Annotated in this window: 14 protein-coding genes; 13 read left to right on the top strand and 1 reads right to left on the bottom strand. The window is 69.7% G+C overall.

Annotation, left to right across the window (positions count from 1 at the left end; genetic code table 11):
• From infB to H074_RS07350, 4 genes are all read left to right on the top strand, one after another.
• Nucleotides 1-2,736 (top strand): translation initiation factor IF-2 (gene infB / locus H074_RS07365; RefSeq protein ID WP_007029398.1); only part of this gene is annotated, 2,736 nt, incomplete at its 5' end.
• Between the two features lie 73 nt (nt 2,737-2,809).
• Nucleotides 2,810-3,103: a DUF503 domain-containing protein gene (locus H074_RS07360; protein ID WP_007029397.1), complete on the top strand. Its 294-nt coding sequence runs from the start codon at nt 2,810-2,812 to the stop codon at nt 3,101-3,103.
• 153 nt (nt 3,104-3,256) lie between these two features.
• The gene (rbfA, locus tag H074_RS07355; RefSeq protein WP_007029396.1) at nt 3,257-3,733 is read left to right on the top strand and encodes a 30S ribosome-binding factor RbfA; all 477 of its coding nucleotides are present in this window, start codon (nt 3,257-3,259) and stop codon (nt 3,731-3,733) included.
• Nucleotides 3,714-4,580, top strand: a complete 867-nt coding sequence (locus H074_RS07350; RefSeq protein ID WP_051071894.1) for an alpha/beta hydrolase — start codon at nt 3,714-3,716, stop codon at nt 4,578-4,580. Before rbfA ends, H074_RS07350 begins: the two co-directional genes overlap by 20 nt.
• Nucleotides 4,581-4,658: 78 nt before the next feature.
• Here H074_RS07350 and H074_RS07345 read toward each other — a convergent pair whose 3' ends face one another.
• Nucleotides 4,659-5,702 (bottom strand): TRM11 family SAM-dependent methyltransferase, encoded by a 1,044-nt coding sequence (locus H074_RS07345; RefSeq protein WP_007029394.1) that lies wholly within the window; start codon nt 5,700-5,702, stop codon nt 4,659-4,661.
• Between the two features lie 40 nt (nt 5,703-5,742).
• Here H074_RS07345 and H074_RS07340 point away from each other — a divergent pair, with 40 nt between their 5' ends.
• The 9 genes from H074_RS07340 (at nt 5,743) to H074_RS07300 (ending at nt 15,931) form a co-directional block, all read left to right on the top strand.
• Nucleotides 5,743-6,741, top strand: coding sequence for a DHH family phosphoesterase (locus tag H074_RS07340; RefSeq protein ID WP_007029393.1), 999 nt, complete (start codon nt 5,743-5,745; stop codon nt 6,739-6,741).
• A gap of 424 nt (nt 6,742-7,165) precedes the next feature.
• A complete protein-coding gene (locus H074_RS07335; protein WP_007029392.1) occupies nt 7,166-8,491 on the top strand; it encodes an MATE family efflux transporter in 1,326 nt (441 codons plus the stop codon).
• 162 nt (nt 8,492-8,653) lie between these two features.
• Nucleotides 8,654-9,964 carry an MFS transporter gene (locus H074_RS07330; protein ID WP_007029391.1) on the top strand — a complete coding sequence of 437 codons (1,311 nt, stop codon included), beginning with the start codon at nt 8,654-8,656 and terminating at the stop codon, nt 9,962-9,964.
• 29 nt (nt 9,965-9,993) lie between these two features.
• A complete protein-coding gene (gene truB, locus H074_RS07325; RefSeq protein WP_007029390.1) occupies nt 9,994-10,917 on the top strand; it encodes a tRNA pseudouridine(55) synthase TruB in 924 nt (307 codons plus the stop codon).
• Nucleotides 10,918-10,956: 39 nt separating this feature from the next.
• Nucleotides 10,957-11,919 carry a bifunctional riboflavin kinase/FAD synthetase gene (locus H074_RS07320; RefSeq protein ID WP_083920382.1) on the top strand — a complete coding sequence of 321 codons (963 nt, stop codon included), beginning with the start codon at nt 10,957-10,959 and terminating at the stop codon, nt 11,917-11,919.
• Between the two features lie 116 nt (nt 11,920-12,035).
• Nucleotides 12,036-12,515, top strand: a complete 480-nt coding sequence (locus H074_RS07315) for a helix-turn-helix domain-containing protein (RefSeq protein ID WP_007029388.1) — start codon at nt 12,036-12,038, stop codon at nt 12,513-12,515.
• Nucleotides 12,516-12,517: 2 nt separating this feature from the next.
• Nucleotides 12,518-13,027, top strand: coding sequence for an RNA 2',3'-cyclic phosphodiesterase (gene thpR / locus H074_RS07310; RefSeq protein ID WP_007029387.1), 510 nt, complete (start codon nt 12,518-12,520; stop codon nt 13,025-13,027).
• A gap of 129 nt (nt 13,028-13,156) precedes the next feature.
• Nucleotides 13,157-13,426 (top strand): 30S ribosomal protein S15, encoded by a 270-nt coding sequence (gene rpsO / locus H074_RS07305; RefSeq protein WP_003084034.1) that lies wholly within the window; start codon nt 13,157-13,159, stop codon nt 13,424-13,426.
• Nucleotides 13,427-13,678: 252 nt separating this feature from the next.
• The gene (locus tag H074_RS07300) at nt 13,679-15,931 is read left to right on the top strand and encodes a polyribonucleotide nucleotidyltransferase (RefSeq protein ID WP_007029386.1); all 2,253 of its coding nucleotides are present in this window, start codon (nt 13,679-13,681) and stop codon (nt 15,929-15,931) included.
• The last annotated feature ends 66 nt before the right edge of the window (nt 15,932-15,997 follow it).

Raw genomic sequence — 15,997 nt, 5'->3', positions numbered from 1 at the left:
GCGAAGACCGAGGCCCCGGCCGCCCCCGCGGCGTCCGCTCCGGCCCCGTCGGCCCCGGCCCAGCAGCCGTCCCGGCCCGCCCCGGGTGCCCGCCCGGGCCCGCGCCCCGGCCCCCGGCCGCCGGCGCCCAAGGAAGAGGTCGCCCCGGCGGCGAAGGCCGCTCCGGCCGAGCCCAAGCAGGAGACCCCGGCAGCGCCGTCCACCCCGCCGGCGTCCCAGACGCCGTCGCAGGGTTCGGTGGTGCCGCCGAAGCCGCAGGGCCCCAAGCCCGGCGGCCCGAAGCCCGGCCCGCGCACCCCGCGCGTCGGCAACAACCCGTTCGGCGTGGGTTCCGGTGCCCCGGCCCCGCGCCCGTCCGCCCCGCGTCCCGGTGGCGGCAACCAGCAGGGCGGCGACAACCGTCCGCCGCGTCCCGGTGGCGGGCAGGGCGGCGACCGTCCGGCCCCGCGTCCCGGTGGCGGCGCTCCCGGTGGTAACCGGCCGAACCCGGGCAACATGCCCCCGCGCCCGAACCCCGGCATGATGCCGGGCCGCCCGGCCCGTCCGGCCGGTGGTCCCGGTGGCGGCCGTGGTGGACCCGGTGGCGGCGCCCGTGGCGGCCCCGGTGGCGGCGCTCGTGGCGGTCCCGGTGGCGGCGGCGGAGGAGGTTTCCGCGGCGGTCCCGGTGGCGGCGGTGGCGGCTTCCGTCCCGGTGGCGGTGGCGGCGGTTTCCGTCCCGGTGGCGGCGGTCCCGGTGGGGGCGGCGCCCCGGCCGGTGGCGGCGGCTTCCGCGGTGGCGGCGGCGGTCGTGGCGGCCCCGGTGGCCGTGGCGGAACCGCGGGTGCCTTCGGGCGTCCCGGTGGTCCCTCGCGCAAGGGCCGCAAGTCGAAGCGGCAGAAGCGCCAGGAGTACATGGACAACATGCAGGCGCCCAGCGTCGGCGGCGTCCGCCTGCCCAAGGGCCAGGGCGAGACGATCCGGCTGCCGCGCGGTGCCTCGCTGACCGACTTCGCCGAGAAGATCGACGCCAACCCGGCTTCGCTGGTGCAGGTGCTCTTCCACCTCGGTGAGATGGTCACGGCGACGCAGTCGGTGTCCGACGACATCCTGGAACTGCTCGGCGGCGAAATGAACTACAACGTTCAGGTCGTCAGTCCCGAGGAAGAGGACCGGGAGCTGCTCGAGACCTTCGACATCACCTACGGCGAAGACGCGGGTGAGGAAGAGGATCTGCAGGTCCGCCCGCCGGTCGTGACCATCATGGGTCACGTCGACCACGGTAAGACCCGCCTGCTCGACACGATCCGCAAGACGAAGGTGCGCGAAGGTGAAGCCGGTGGCATCACCCAGCACATCGGCGCCTACCAGATCGAGACCGAGCTCGAGGGCACCCCGCGCCTGATCACCTTCATCGACACCCCGGGTCACGAGGCGTTCACCGCCATGCGTGCCCGTGGTGCGAACTCGACCGACATCGCGGTGATCGTGGTGGCGGCCGACGACGGTGTGATGCCGCAGACGGTCGAGGCGATCAACCACGCGCAGGCCGCCAAGGCGCCGATCGTGGTCGCGATCAACAAGATCGACAAGGAAGGCGCGAACCCGGACAAGATCCGGCAGCAGCTGACCGAGTACGGCCTGGTCGCCGAGGAGTACGGCGGCGACACGATGTTCGTCGAGATCTCCGCGCGGCAGAACATCAACATCGACGGCCTGCTCGAGGCGATCCTGCTGACCGCCGACGCCGCGCTGGACCTCCGGGCCAACCCGGACATGGAGGCCCAGGGTGTCGCGATCGAGGCCCACCTCGACCGCGGCCGCGGTCCGGTGGCCACGGTGCTGGTCCAGCGAGGCACGCTGCGCGTCGGTGACTCGGTCGTGGCGGGTGACGCCTACGGCCGCGTCCGCCGGATGGTCGACGAGCACAACGTCGACGTCACCGAGGCGTACCCGTCGCGTCCCGTCCAGGTCATCGGGTTCACCTCGGTGCCGGGTGCGGGTGACACCTTCCTGGTGGTCGACGAGGACCGCGTCGCCCGGCAGATCGCCGAGCGCCGCTCCGCCCGGACGCGCAACGCCCTCAACGCGTCGCGCCGCAAGCGGGTCAGCCTCGAGGACCTCGACTCCGCCTTGAAGGAGACGAACAGCCTCAACCTGATCATCAAGGGTGACAACTCCGGTACCGTCGAGGCGCTCGAAGCCTCGCTGGTGCAGCTCGAGGTCGGCGACGACGTCGAACTCAACGTCGTGCACCGCGGTGTCGGTGGCGTCACCGAGTCCGACATCGACCTGGCGACCGCGTCCGACGCGATCGTCCTGGGCTTCAACGTCCGTGCGCAGGGCAAGGCGACCGAGCGGGCCACCCGCGAAGGCGTCGACGTCCGGTACTACACGGTCATCTACCAGGCGATCGAGGAGATCGAGCAGGCTCTGAAGGGCATGCTCAAGCCGGAGTACGAAGAGGTGGAGCTCGGCAAGGCGGAGATCCGCGACGTCTTCAAGTCGTCGAAGATCGGCACCATCGCCGGTTGTCTCGTCGTCTCGGGCGAGATCCGCCGCAACGCGCGGGCCCGCCTGCTCCGCGACGCGACCGTCATCGCCGAGAACCTGCCGATCAGCTCGCTGCGGCGGTTCAAGGACGACGTGGTCGAGGTCCGCGACGGGTACGAGTGTGGTCTGACTCTGGGGTCGTACAGCGACCTCAAGGTCGGCGACATCATCGAGACCTACGAGCAGCGCGAAAAGCCGCGTGCGTAAGTGACACGGCGGCGCTCCTCCGCATCTGGGCGGGGGAGCGCCGCTTCACCTTCGAAACAACCCAGAACCCCACATGTTCGTAGGAGCTCTTGAGCTCGACATCCTGCTGGGCGACGTCCATTCGCTCAAGCAGAAGCGATCCGTGATCAAGCCGGTGCTGGCCGAGGTGCGCAGGCGTTTCGACGTCTCCGTCGCCGAAGCGGGCCATCAAGACCTGCACCGGCGCACGCTGATCGGTGTGGCCGTGGTCGCGGCGAGTGGCGAGCACGTTCGTGACGTGCTCGACTCGTGTGAGCGCCTCGTGGCCGGAAGGCCGGAGTTCGAACTGCTCTCCACGCACCGCCGGCTGCTCGGCCCGGATGACTGAGCTGAGATGTGACCGGAAAGGCGACCATGCGCATGAACCCGCCGTGGCCGAAGGCCCGCTATCGCGGTGGCAGCGCGGCGTCCTGCCGAAGTCGATCGCGGTCGCGGGTTCACCGACAGACACTGACGGAAGATCTTTCGAGGAGACGAATCCATGGCCGACCCCGCTCGGGCTCGTAAGCTCGCCAAGCGGATCTCACAGATCGTCGCGCACGCGATCGAGCACGACATCAAGGATCCGCGGCTCAACCACGTGACGATCACCGATACGAAGATCACGGCGGATCTGCACGACGCCACGGTCTACTACACGGTGCTCGGCGAGAACCTGGAATCCACGCCCGATCACGCCGGTGCCGCGGCGGCGCTCGAATCCGCCCGCGGTGTCCTGCGCACGAAGGTCGGGCAGGGCACGGGTGTCCGCTACACTCCGACGCTGGCCTTCGTGGCCGACAGCATTCCTGAGGACGCCAAGCGCATCGAAGACCTCCTCGCGAAGGCCAGGGAAGCCGATGCGGAGGTCGCCCGGCGGGCGACCGGTGCGCAGCACGCCGGTGAAGCCGACCCGTACAAGCCGCCGCGGGAAGAGGCCGAAGACGATGAGTTCGCCGATGAGGAGACCCGTCGTTGAGGGAGCGGGCCACGCCGTGAGCCGGCGTGGTTTGCTGCTGGGAGCCGCGGCTCTCGGTGGCTCGGCGCTGATTTCCGCTTGTGGCGCCGAGAAACCGCCTTTGGTGGGGCCGCCGCCGGTGGCCCCACCGACCACTCCGACCCCGCTCACCGAAGCGGTCACGGTGCAGAAGATGCGGTCCGCGGCGCGGAACCGCGACGTCAACCTCGTCATCATCGCGCCCGACGGCGTGTCACGGGTCGGGATGCCGGTCTGCGTCGCCTTGCACGGGCGAGGCGCGGACGCGCGGACGTTCCTGAACCTCGGCGTGCAGAACGCGCTGAACCAGGTCGTCGCGGCCGGACTGCCCGGCTTCGTGGTGGCCGCCGTCGACGGGGACAACTACTGGGTGGACGTCGGCAAGGCCGACGATCCGCAGCGGATGCTGTCCGACGAACTGCCCGGCTGGCTCGCCCAGCGCCAGCTGCGGCCGCCGTCGGCGATGTTCGGGATCTCGATGGGCGGATTCGGCGCACTGCGCTACGCCCGCGACCACAAGAACCTCAAGGCCGTCGCCGTGGCGAGCGCCGCGCTGTTCGTGAGCTGGCCCGATGCCAAGTCCCGCAAGGTCTTCGTGGATCGCGAGCAATGGGAGTCGCACGAGCCTCTGCTGCACACCGGCGATCTTTCCGCCGAATCGACCGGCGTGTGGTGCGGGAATTCGGATCCCTTCGCCCGCGCCGACCGCAAACTCATCAAGGCCCTGGACCCCGCCGTCGCGAAGATGTCGCCTGGTGCGCACAACGACGACTACTGGCGCGAGATCCTGCCCGACGTGCTGAAGTTCGTCGGGGAACGCATCGCCTGACCCGCGACTCCGCTCGGGTCTCGTGAGTGGCAATGACGGTTCTAACCGTCCTTACCACTCACGAGCCGGAAGAGCGGGTCAGACCGGTTTGGCCGCGACGATCAGGTCCCGCACGATCGCCTGGTCCACCCGGTGGGCGAACCCGGCGTACGGGCCGTCCTCACGGACTTCCAGGCCTGCCTTGTCCAGGATCGCGGCGAGTTCCTCGCGCGGCGCGACGTTGGTGTTCCAGGAGATGCCGAGCGCGCCGCCGGGCCGCAGCACCCGCGTCCACACCGGGACCGCGGCCGCGAGCAGGTCTCGCGGGCTGCGCGCGAGCGACGCGTCCTGGGTGCGGTGGCTGCCGTGCTGCACGCCGTACGGGGCGTCGGTCACGACGAGGTCCACCGAGTTCGGCCGCAGCAGTTCGTCGGTGGTGAGCGTGTCGCAGTTGAGATAGCTCAGCTTGCGGACCTCGCCCGCCTTGTACTGCTCCTTGGTGATCCCGAAACCGATGTCGAGCCGCCTGCCGAGCCGGACCTTGTTGCGGCGCACCTGACCGGACTCGGCGCTGTGCTTGATCCGCTTCTGCTTCAGCCAGGTCTTGATGAACAGTTCGTAGGAGTCGAAATCCTTGCCGTCGACGTCGAGCCCCGTCGCGTCGAAGCCGTACATCATCGCCTGGTTCAGCGTGGTGCCGCGGCCGCAGAGCGGATCCAGCAGGTGCAGCGGCTTGTCCAGCATCGCGGCCGGGTTCGCCGTCGCCAGCAGGGTGACGTTGACGAGCAGTTTGGTGAACAGCTCGTTCGTCTTGCCCGGGTACTTCTGGATGGTCAGCAGATCCGAGTCGAAGTTCGCGAGCGGGCTGATCGTCACCGGCTTCAGGACGCCGTCGCCGAGCTCGAACAGCGCGTACAGCGCGGAAAGGTTCGAAAGGAGCGCGAGGTCGCGTTCGCTCAGCGGGGCGGGCGTGGTGAAGGTGAGGTAGCCGACGCCGCCGAGTTCCGTCTCGCCGATCTCGGAGACCTCGGTCTCCAATGCGGACAGACCGAACACCGCCAGCTCCGCGCGCAGCAGGGCCGGGGTGGAGTCGGTGTAGACCCGGTTGGCGGACGGGTAGACCAGGATCGCGTACTCGGACATCCGGTAGAGCGTAGCTTGACTGCTTGTGACAGCGACTCCAGTGCCGAACCTGAAGGAAGCCGCCGCCCTGCTGGCGCGCGCGAACGACGTGACCCTGCTCGGCCACGTCCGCCCGGACGCCGACGCGCTCGGCAGCGCGCTGGCGCTGGGCCGGGCCCTCCAGCTGCGCGGCGGGGTCAAGGTCCGCGTCTCGGTCGGCGAGCCCGAGGAGATGCCCGAAACCCTGCGGAGCCTGGACGTCGGCGGGCTCTACGTCCCGGCGAGCGAGCTGCCGGAGAGTGAACAGCTACTGGTCGCGCTCGACACGCCCACTCCGGGCAGGCTCGGGAAACTCGCGCCGCGGGTGGACGCCGTCCGCGCGGCGGGAGGCGATGTCCTGGTGATCGACCACCACGCGTCCAACGTCTTCTACGGCACACACCACGTCGTCGACGACACCGCCGAAGCCACCGCCGTCCTCGTTTTCGCGTTGCTGGCCGAGCTCGGCACCGAGATCGACGAGCCGATCGCGCGCTGCCTGTACGCGGGCCTCGTCACCGACACGAGCGGGTTCCGCCGGGCCCGGCCGTCCACCCATCTCATGGCCGCGAAGCTGCTCGAAGCCGGCGTCGACCCGGACAAGGTGGTCCGCGAGATCGTCGACGATCACCCGTTCGCGTGGTTGCCGATGCTTTCGGACGTCCTCGCGGGAGCCCGGCTCGAACCGGACGAGGCGCGCGGCTTCGGCCTCGCGCACGCGGTCGTGACACTCGACGCCGCGCGATCCGTGCGTGCCGAGGAGGTCGAAGCGGTCATCGACGTCGTCCGGTCCACTCGCGAGGCCGGGGTCGCCGTGGTGCTCAAGGAAGCCGAACCGACCGGGCCGCGGCAGCGGTGGACGGTCTCGCTCCGCTCGGCGCGCGGCGTCGACGTCTCGGCCGCGGCGGGGGAATTGGGCGGCGGCGGGCATCGCCAGGCGGCCGGGTGCACCGCGGAAGGCACAGCGGACGAGGTGCTCGGCAAGCTGAGGGAAGCACTGTCGAGGGCGCCCCTGCTGTGACCCGGGCGGGCGGCGGGGCTCGTGAGTGGTGAGGACGGTTCTGGCGGACCGGTATTTGGCTACTCACTGAACTTGGGCTGACCTGGGTGTCCTCGGGTTGGTTGAAGGGTGTGCGACGGGGGAGGATTCCGGACGTTGAACGTCCGGATTCTTCCCCGCTTGGCCGGTGGGGTGGTCTTGATCAAGTTCGAGAGTGGATCGTCGTGCGTTGATGAAGGAATCGGGACGCTCAACGTCCCCATTCCTTCATCAACGGCGCCCGAACCGCCGCCCCTGAGGTGGTCAGGCGCAGGCAGGTAAATACCGGTCCGTTCTAACCGCCCTCACCACTCACGAGGCTCGCCACCAGGACACGCCACGTTTGTCTCGGCACAGGGATCGCCCAGCCGGCCGTAGTTCGGGATACACGTCTTAGGCTGCATCGGTGCCTGAAGCTTCCGAACTCGACGAGCGCGTCCCGCCGAAACGCGTGCTCGGCCTCGCCGTGCCCGCGCTCGGCGTCCTCGCCGCCGAACCGCTGTATGTCCTGGTGGACACGGCCGTCGTCGGGCATCTCGGCGCGTTGCCGCTGGCCGGGCTCGCGGTCGGCGGTGTCGTGCTGTCGCAGGTTTCGAGTCAGCTGACGTTCCTGTCGTACGGCACCACGTCGCGGACGGCGCGGCTGCACGGCGCCGGCCGTCGTGGTGACGCAGTCAGTGAAGGTGTCCAGGCGACCTGGCTGGCGGTGATCGTCGGGCTGGTCGTGATCGTCGCCGGGCAGCTGCTGGCCGCGCCCATCGCCCGGGTCCTCTCCGGGGACGCCGCGATCACCGACGCCGCCGTCTCCTGGCTGCGGATCGCGCTGTTCGGGACGCCGTTCATCCTGATCACGATGGCGGGCAACGGCTGGATGCGCGGCGTCCAGGACTCCGCGAAGCCGTTGCGCTATGTCCTGGCGGGCAACGGGATCTCGGCCGTGCTGTGCCCGGTGCTGGTGTACGGCGCGGACTGGGGACTGGAAGGTTCGGCGATCGCGAACGTCGTCGCGCAGGTGATCTCGGCGTCGCTGTTCATCGCGGCCTTGGTGCGGGAACGGGTCCCGCTGCGCCCGGAACCGAAGGTGATGCGTGCCCAGCTCGGCCTCGGCCGGGACCTGGTGTTGCGCAGCCTCGCCTTCCAGGCGTGCTTCGTCTCCGCCGCCGCGGTCGCCGCGCGGACGTCCACCGAAGCCGTCGGCGCGCACCAGGTCGTGCTGCAGCTGTGGACCTTCCTCGCGCTCGTGCTGGACTCCCTCGCGATCGCCGCGCAGTCGCTCGTGGGCGCCGCCCTCGGCGCCGGTTCGAGCAAACGGGCGCGCGGGGTGTCGAGTCAGATCACCGGCTACGGACTGGTGTTCGGCTGCTTCCTCGGCGTCGTGTTCGCGTCGGTGGCCGGGGTGCTGCCACAGGTGTTCACTTCGGACGCGGCCGTGCTCGGCCAGATCCCGCACGCGTGGTGGTTCTTCGTCGCGTTGCAGCCGATCGCCGGGGTGGTGTTCGCGCTGGACGGCGTCCTGCTCGGCGCGGGCGACGCCGCCTTCCTGCGCAACGCGACACTGCTGAGCGCGGCGCTGGGGTTCCTGCCGCTGATCTGGCTGTCGCTCGCGTTCGGCTGGGGGCTGGCCGGGATCTGGACCGGGCTCTCGCTGTTCATGCTGCTGCGGCTGGCGACCTTGCTGGTGCGGTGGCGCTCGGGGCGGTGGGCCGTGGAAGGCGCCGTCCGCACCGCCTGAACCATCGCAAGTAGGTGACTGATCGCGGTGGTAGAGGGCGGCGTAGTGGCGAAAACCACCCGGATAACGGGTATGTTTCGCCGTTGCTTAGGCGCTACAACTATATGAGGCGGCAGTGCGGGCGTCTCCTGTGCCCGAAACCGTTCTCGAGGAGGAAACACTGTGACAGGCCGAGCCACCCGCCGGTCCTGGTTCATCTGGTTCGCCGCCGTCACCGTCTACCTTCTCGCCGTCTTCCACCGCACCTCGTTCGGCGTCGCCGGGCTCCAGGCCGCCGACCGCTTCGGCGTCGGCGCGGCCGCGCTCGGCACGTTCACCGTCCTGCAGGTCGGCGTCTACGCCGCGATGCAGATCCCCACCGGCGTCCTCGTCGACCGCTACGGCCCGCGCCGGGTGCTCACCGGCGCCGTGTTCTTCCTCGGGCTCGGCCAGATCCTGCTCGCGGTCGCCGGCTCCTACCCGCTCGGCCTGCTCGCCCGCGCCGTCGTCGGCTTCGGTGACGCGCTGACCTTCGTGAGCATCCTGCGGCTGATCGCCGCACACTTCCCCGGCCGCCAGTACGCCCTGCTCGCCGCGCTGACCGGGGCCATCGGTTACGTCGGCAACCTCGCCGCGACCCTTCCGCTCGGCCTGCTGCTCGACGGTCCGGGCTGGACGTCGACGTTCCTCGCCGTCGGCCTGGTGACGGCGTTGTACACCGCCGTCGTCGCCTTCCGCGTCGAAGACACCCCTCGCGGCATGCCGAAGCCCGTGCGCGAAAAGGTCCATCCGAAGGTGCTGGGCCGCCAGGTCGCCGAAGCGTGGCGCACCCCGGGGACCCGGCTGGGGTTCTGGGTCCACTTCAGCACGATGTTCGCGCCCAACGTGCTGACCATGCTCTGGGGTGTCCCGTTCCTGGTGCAGGGGCAGGGATATCCGAAGGCCACCGCGAGTTCGCTGCTGATCGTGTTCGTGTTCGGCTCGATGATCGGCGGACCGGTGATCGGCGGGCTGATCGGACGGCGCCCGTCGCTGCGGATGCCGCTCGTCGGCTGGTACATCGGCGGCGCCGCGGTGATGTGGGCGGTCCTGCTCGGCTGGAGCGGGACGACCCCGGTCGCGGTCCTGGTTCCCGCGTTCGCGTTCCTTTCCCTCGGCGGCCCCGCGTCGATGATCGGTTTCGCGCTGGCGCGGGACTACAACCCGCTCGCGCGCGTCGGCACCGCGACCGGCGTCGTGAACGTCGGCGGGTTCGTGGCCACGACGATCTCGGCGCTCGCGGTCGGCGTGCTGCTGGAGTGGACGGGTGGCACGTTCCGCTTGGCGCTGCTGTCCGTCATCGCGGTGCTCGCGTTCGGCACGTTCCGGATGCTCGTGTGGTGGCGGCGTACCCGCGCCGTGCTGTTCGAGGCCGAGGCTCGCGGCGAGGCGATCCCGGTGCAGATCCGGCGCCGCCGCTGGGACGCCGAGGCACCGCTGCCCGTCTCGTCCTAGGCGAAGGCCCGAAAGATAGGGTTCGGCCCGTGTCGCGCCCCAATCAGGCTCATGCCAAGAAACGTCCCGCCCCGCCGCCCGGTCTCGTCATCGTCGACAAGCCGTCCGGGATGACCTCCCACGACGTCGTCGCCAGGGCGCGGCGCTTCATGGGCACCCGCAAGGTCGGGCACGCCGGCACCCTCGACCCGATGGCCACCGGTGTCCTGGTGCTCGGCATCGAACGCGCGACGAAACTCCTCGGCCACTTGGCGCTGGACCGCAAGACCTATCTCGCGACCCTCTCCTTGGGACTGTCCACCACGACCGACGACGCCGAGGGCGAGCCGATCGCCGAAGCCGCCCCGGACGCCGTAGAGAAGATCACCGACGAAGCGATCGCAGCCGGGATCGCCGCGCTGACCGGCGACATCCAGCAGGTGCCGAGCGCGGTCAGCGCGGTCAAGATCGACGGCAAGCGCGCGTACGCCCGGGTCCGCGCCGGCGAAGAGGTCGTGATCCCGCCGCGTCCGGTCACCGTGCACCGCTTCGATCTGCTCGCCACCCGCCGCGAGGCGGGCCGGATCGAACTCGACGCCGTCGTCGAGTGCTCGTCGGGGACCTACGTCCGGGCGCTGGCCCGCGACCTCGGTGCCGGGCTCGGCGTCGGCGGGCATCTGCTCGCGTTGCGGCGCACCACGGTCGGGCCGTTCACGCTCGCCAAGGCCCGCACCCTCGACCAGCTCGAAGACAAGCCGGAGCTGTCCCTGGACCTCGACGCCGCCGTCGCCGCCGCGTTCCCGCGCCGCGATCTGGACACCCGCACGGCACAGGCGGTCCGATATGGACAGAGGGTGCCCGCGGCCGGGATCGAAGGCACGTACGGGATGTTCGGACCGGACGGCCGGGTGCTCGCACTCGCCGCGGACGAAGGCGAACTGGCCCGCTCGGTGGTCGTGTTGCTGCCCGCCTAGGGTGGTGCACGGAGCAGGCCTGGAGGAGACGGGGCACAAGTGCAGCGTTGGCGTGGTTTGGGTGACCTTCCCGGGAGCTGGGGACGGTGCGTGGTGACGATCGGCGTCTTCGACGGCGTGCACCGCGGTCATCAGGAGCTGATCTCGAGGACGGTCCGCGCCGCCGCCGAACGCGGCGTGCCGAGTGTGGTGCTGACCTTCGACCCGCATCCGTCGGAGGTGATCCGGCCGGGCAGCCATCCCGCGCAGCTGACCACGTTGCGCCGCAAGGCGGAACTGGTCGAGGGCCTGGGCGTGGACGTCTTCTGCGTGCTGCCGTTCACGCTGGAACTGTCGCGGCTGACGGCGCACGAGTTCGTGCACGAGGTCCTGGTGGACAAACTGCACGCGGCCGCGGTGATCGTGGGGGAGAACTTCACCTTCGGTGCCAAGGCGGCCGGTGACGTCGACCTCCTCCGTACGCTGGGGAAGCGGTTCGGTTTCGTGGCGCACGGCGCGGAACTGCAGGGGCTGCTCGCACAGGAGCAGGCGGACAACGAGATCACGTTCTCCTCGACCTACGTCCGCTCGTGCATCGACGCCGGAGACGTCGTCGCGGCGTCCGAGGCGCTCGGCAGGCCGCACCGGCTGGAGGGCATCGTCGTCCGGGGCGACCGCCGGGGGCACGACCTCGGCTACCCGACGGCGAACCTGTCCACGCCGCGGTTCGCCGCCGTGCCCGCCGACGGTGTCTACAGCGCCTGGTTCACCCGTTCGTCGGATCCTGGCCGACGGCTTCGCGCCGCTGTCTCGGTCGGGACGAACCCGACGTTCTCGGGCCGGGAACGCACCGTCGAGGCCTTCGTCCTCGACATCGACGAGGATTTCTACGGGCAGCACGTCGCGCTCGATTTCGTCGCCAAGCTGCGGGATCAGGTCCGTTTCCCGACGTCGGAAGGTCTGGTGAAGCAGATCGACGAGGACGTCGCGCGGACCAGGGAAATGCTGGGCGAGCAGAACTGACCGGCCCTGGACGGAGCCGGACGAGAATCTACAAACACACCCGTCACGGTGCGTTCCGGTGGCAAGATGTCACGGACCACGCATGGCGTTCGATGGGGTTAAGGGGAGCGGACCAGGTGGAGGACCACAAGATCGTCCAGCGGAACATCGCGCTGCAGAAGGAGTGGTACGGGGAGCCGCTCGGCGATCGCGTGCGGAGACTGGTCGTCGCCTTCGACATCTCGCAGGCCTTCCTCGCCGAGGTTCTCGGCATCAGCGCGCCCATGCTCAGCCAGGTGATGAGCGGGCGCCGCGCGAAGATCGGGAACCCGGTCGTCCTCGCCAAGATGATCATGCTGGAGCGCAAGGTGCTGGTCCCGGCGGTCGCCGCGGGGGACCGCAAGGCCATGCAGGAGGCGCTCGAGGACGTCCGCGACTCGCGGCCCACGGTGGGCAGGGACAGCATCCCGGTCGGCGCCGTCGCCGACGACCAGGGTGTGCTCGTGGCGCTGCGGGACATCGGCGAGGACGAAGACCTCACCGAAGCCGCGAAGCTGCTCGACGACGATTTCCCGTCCCTGGCGGACCTGTTGCGCCGGGCGGCCAAGAACACCTGACGATGCCGCTCTTCAGCGCGTTGATCCCGCCGGACGCGGTCCTCGACGAGGTCGCCGCCGCGCTGGGCGCGCCCGAAGACGGCGATATCCGCTGGTCGGCGCGGGAAAACTGGCATATCACCCTCGGTTTCTACGGCGAGGACGATGCGGGCGAGCGAGACGACTGGCTCGCCGGACGGCTGGCCGGCGCGGGCGCGATCGATCTCCGGCTGGAAAAGGCCGCGACATTCCCCGGGGTGTTGTGGTTGAGTGTTCTCGGAACCGGGCTCCACGAGCTGGCCGTGAAGGCCGGCGCGGAGAGTGAGGGCAGGCCCTACGTGGCCCACCTGACACTGGCCCGCTTCCCCCGCGACCGGCCAGGGGCCGCGAGCGCGTGGGAGGAGCGGCTGGCCGGGTTCACCAGTGAGACTTGGACGGCGACCGAGGCCGTTCTGATGAGCAGTGACCGTGAACAGGGCGTGTCGCACTACCGGGTGGTCCGGTCGTACGCGTTGAACCGCGCCCGCGCCTGAAGCCGCTGATCACGAGGCTGGTAACCTCGATGATCGGGTCCGGCTGCAGTCCGTGGCGGCCGTGACCGTCTCACCCGGCGTGAAGACATCGTCCGGGCCGCACGGCACAGAATATCTAGGAGCATCACTGTGGCTTTGTCCACCGAAGAGAAGAAGTCGATCCTTGCCGAGTACGGCGTGCACGACTCGGACACCGGATCCCCGGAGGCCCAGGTCGCGCTGCTGACCAAGCGCATCGTCGGCCTCACCGAGCACCTCAAGGCTCACAAGCACGACCACCACTCCCGTCGCGGGCTTCTGCTGCTGGTCGGCCGCCGCCGCCGGCTGCTGAACTACGTGATGAAGGTGGACATCGAGCGTTACCGTGCGCTGATCCAGCGCCTCGGCCTGCGCCGATAGCTTGAACCCGAGGGGGAGTGACCGCATCGGTCGCTCCCCCTCGGTCCAAGTACAGATAGCTCTGTCTTTTCGAAGAGCGTGGCGCGAGCGCGCACGAGGAACCGTCCGCCGGTCCTCGGTAGTGGTTCCCGGGCAACGGCCCGGGGGCTTCGATCGAAGACCGGCCTCACTCCTCGAGCGTCCGCAGGCGAAACAGGTCCCAGGGTGGGAGACTCGCGCCGTTACAGAGGATCAAAAGAGGAGATACACCCTATGACCGACTCCACCGGAGTCACCGTGCACGAAACCGAAGCCGTCATCGACAACGGCCGTTTCGGCACCCGCACCGTTCGCTTCGAGACCGGCCGCCTGGCCCGTCAGGCCGCCGGCGCCGTCGTCGCGTACCTCGACGAAGAGACCATGCTGCTCTCGGCGACCACCGCGTCGAAGCACCCGAAGGACCACTTCGACTTCTTCCCGCTGACCGTGGACGTCGAAGAGCGGATGTACGCCGCCGGTCGCATCCCCGGCGCGTTCTTCCGTCGCGAGGGCCGCCCGTCGACCGACGCGATCCTGACCTGCCGCCTGATCGACCGGCCGCTGCGCCCGTCGTTCGCCGACGGTCTCCGCAACGAGATCCAGGTCGTCATCACCGTCCAGAGCCTCAACCCGGACGACCCGTACGACGTGCTCGCGATCAACGCGGCCTCGGCCTCGACCCAGATCGCCGGCCTGCCGTTCTCGGGCCCGGTCGGCGGCGTCCGCGTCGCGCTGATCGAGGACCAGTGGGTCGCGTTCCCGACCTGGAAGCAGCTGGAGCAGGCCACCTTCAACATGGTGGTCGCCGGCCGGATCGTCGGTGACGACGTCGCCATCATGATGGTCGAGGCCGAGGGCACCGAGCAGACCCTCGACCTGATCGCCGCCGGCGGCAAGGCGCCGGACGAGATCGCCGTCGCCGAGGGCCTCGAGGCCGCGAAGCCGTTCATCAAGGTGCTGTGCGAGGCCCAGCAGCAGCTGGCCGAGCTGGCCGCCAAGCCGACCGGTGAGTTCCCGGTCTTCCTGGCTTACGAGCAGGACGCGTACGACGCCGTCGCCGCCATCGCGACCGACGACCTCGCGAACGCCCTGACCATCGCGGGCAAGCAGGACCGCGACAACGCGACCGACCAGGTCAAGGCCGCGGTGCTGGAGAAGGTCGGCCTGGGCGAGGGTGAAGCCTTCCAGGGCCGTGAGAAGGAGATCGGCGCGGCGTTCAAGGCCCTGTCTAAGAAGATCATGCGCAAGCGCGTCCTCACGGACAAGATCCGCATGGACGGCCGCGGCCTGACCGACATCCGCTCGCTCGCCGCCGAGGTCGCCGTGATCCCGCGGGCGCACGGTTCCGCGCTGTTCGAGCGCGGTGAGACCCAGATCCTGGGCGTCACCACGCTGAACATGCTCCGCATGGAGCAGCAGATCGACTCGCTCTCCCCGGAGACCACGAAGCGGTACCTGCACCACTACAACTTCCCGCCGTTCTCCACCGGCGAGACCGGCCGCGTCGGTTCGCCGAAGCGGCGCGAGATCGGCCACGGCATGCTCGCCGAGCGCGCCCTGGTGCCGGTCCTGCCGAAGCGGGACGAGTTCCCGTACGCGATCCGCCAGGTCTCCGAGGCGCTGGGCTCCAACGGCTCCACCTCGATGGGCTCGGTCTGCGCCTCGACCATGGGCCTGCTGAACGCGGGTGTCCCGCTGAAGGCGCCGGTCGCCGGCATCGCCATGGGCCTCATCTCCGACGAGGTCGACGGCGAGACCCGCTACGTCGCGCTGACCGACATCCTCGGTGCCGAGGACGCCATGGGCGACATGGACTTCAAGGTCGCCGGCACCAAGGACATCATCACCGCGCTGCAGCTCGACACGAAGCTCGACGGCATCCCGTCGGAGGTCCTCGCGGCCGCGCTGAAGCAGGCGAAGGACGCTCGCCTCACGATCCTGGAGGTCATCGCCGAGGCGATCGACGGCCCGGACGAGATGAGCCCGTACGCCCCGCGTGTCACCAGCGTGAAGATCCCGGTGGACAAGATCGGCGAGGTCATCGGCCCGAAGGGCAAGATGATCAACTCGATCACCGAGGAGACCGGCGCCGACATCTCCATCGAGGACGACGGCACGATCTACGTGGGCGCGGCCGACGGCCCGTCGGCGGAGGCCGCGATCGACAAGATCAACGCCATCGCCAACCCGCAGCTGCCCAAGGTCGGCGAGCGCTTCCTCGGCACCGTGGTGAAGACGGCCGCGTTCGGCGCGTTCGTCTCGCTGCTGCCGGGCAAGGACGGCCTGGTGCACATCTCGAAGCTGGGCAACGGCAAGCGGATCGCCAAGGTCGAGGACGTGGTCAACGTGGGCGACAAGCTCCGCGTCGAGATCGCCGACATCGACAACCGCGGCAAGATCAGCCTGATCGTGGTCAAGGACGAGGACGCCGCCGAGAAGCCCGCCGAGGGCGACAAGGCCGAGGCCCCGAAGGCCGACGCACAGTAGTCCCGCTTCGCTCCACAGCACCAGTGATCCGTGAAGGCCACCTTGAGGGACTCTGCGTCCCTCAAG

It is taken from the genome of Amycolatopsis decaplanina DSM 44594 (assembly GCF_000342005.1).
GTDB lineage: Bacteria > Actinomycetota > Actinomycetes > Mycobacteriales > Pseudonocardiaceae > Amycolatopsis > Amycolatopsis decaplanina.
Note: the sequence above shows the minus strand (reverse complement) of the source record. Positions and strands in the feature narration are given on the sequence as shown.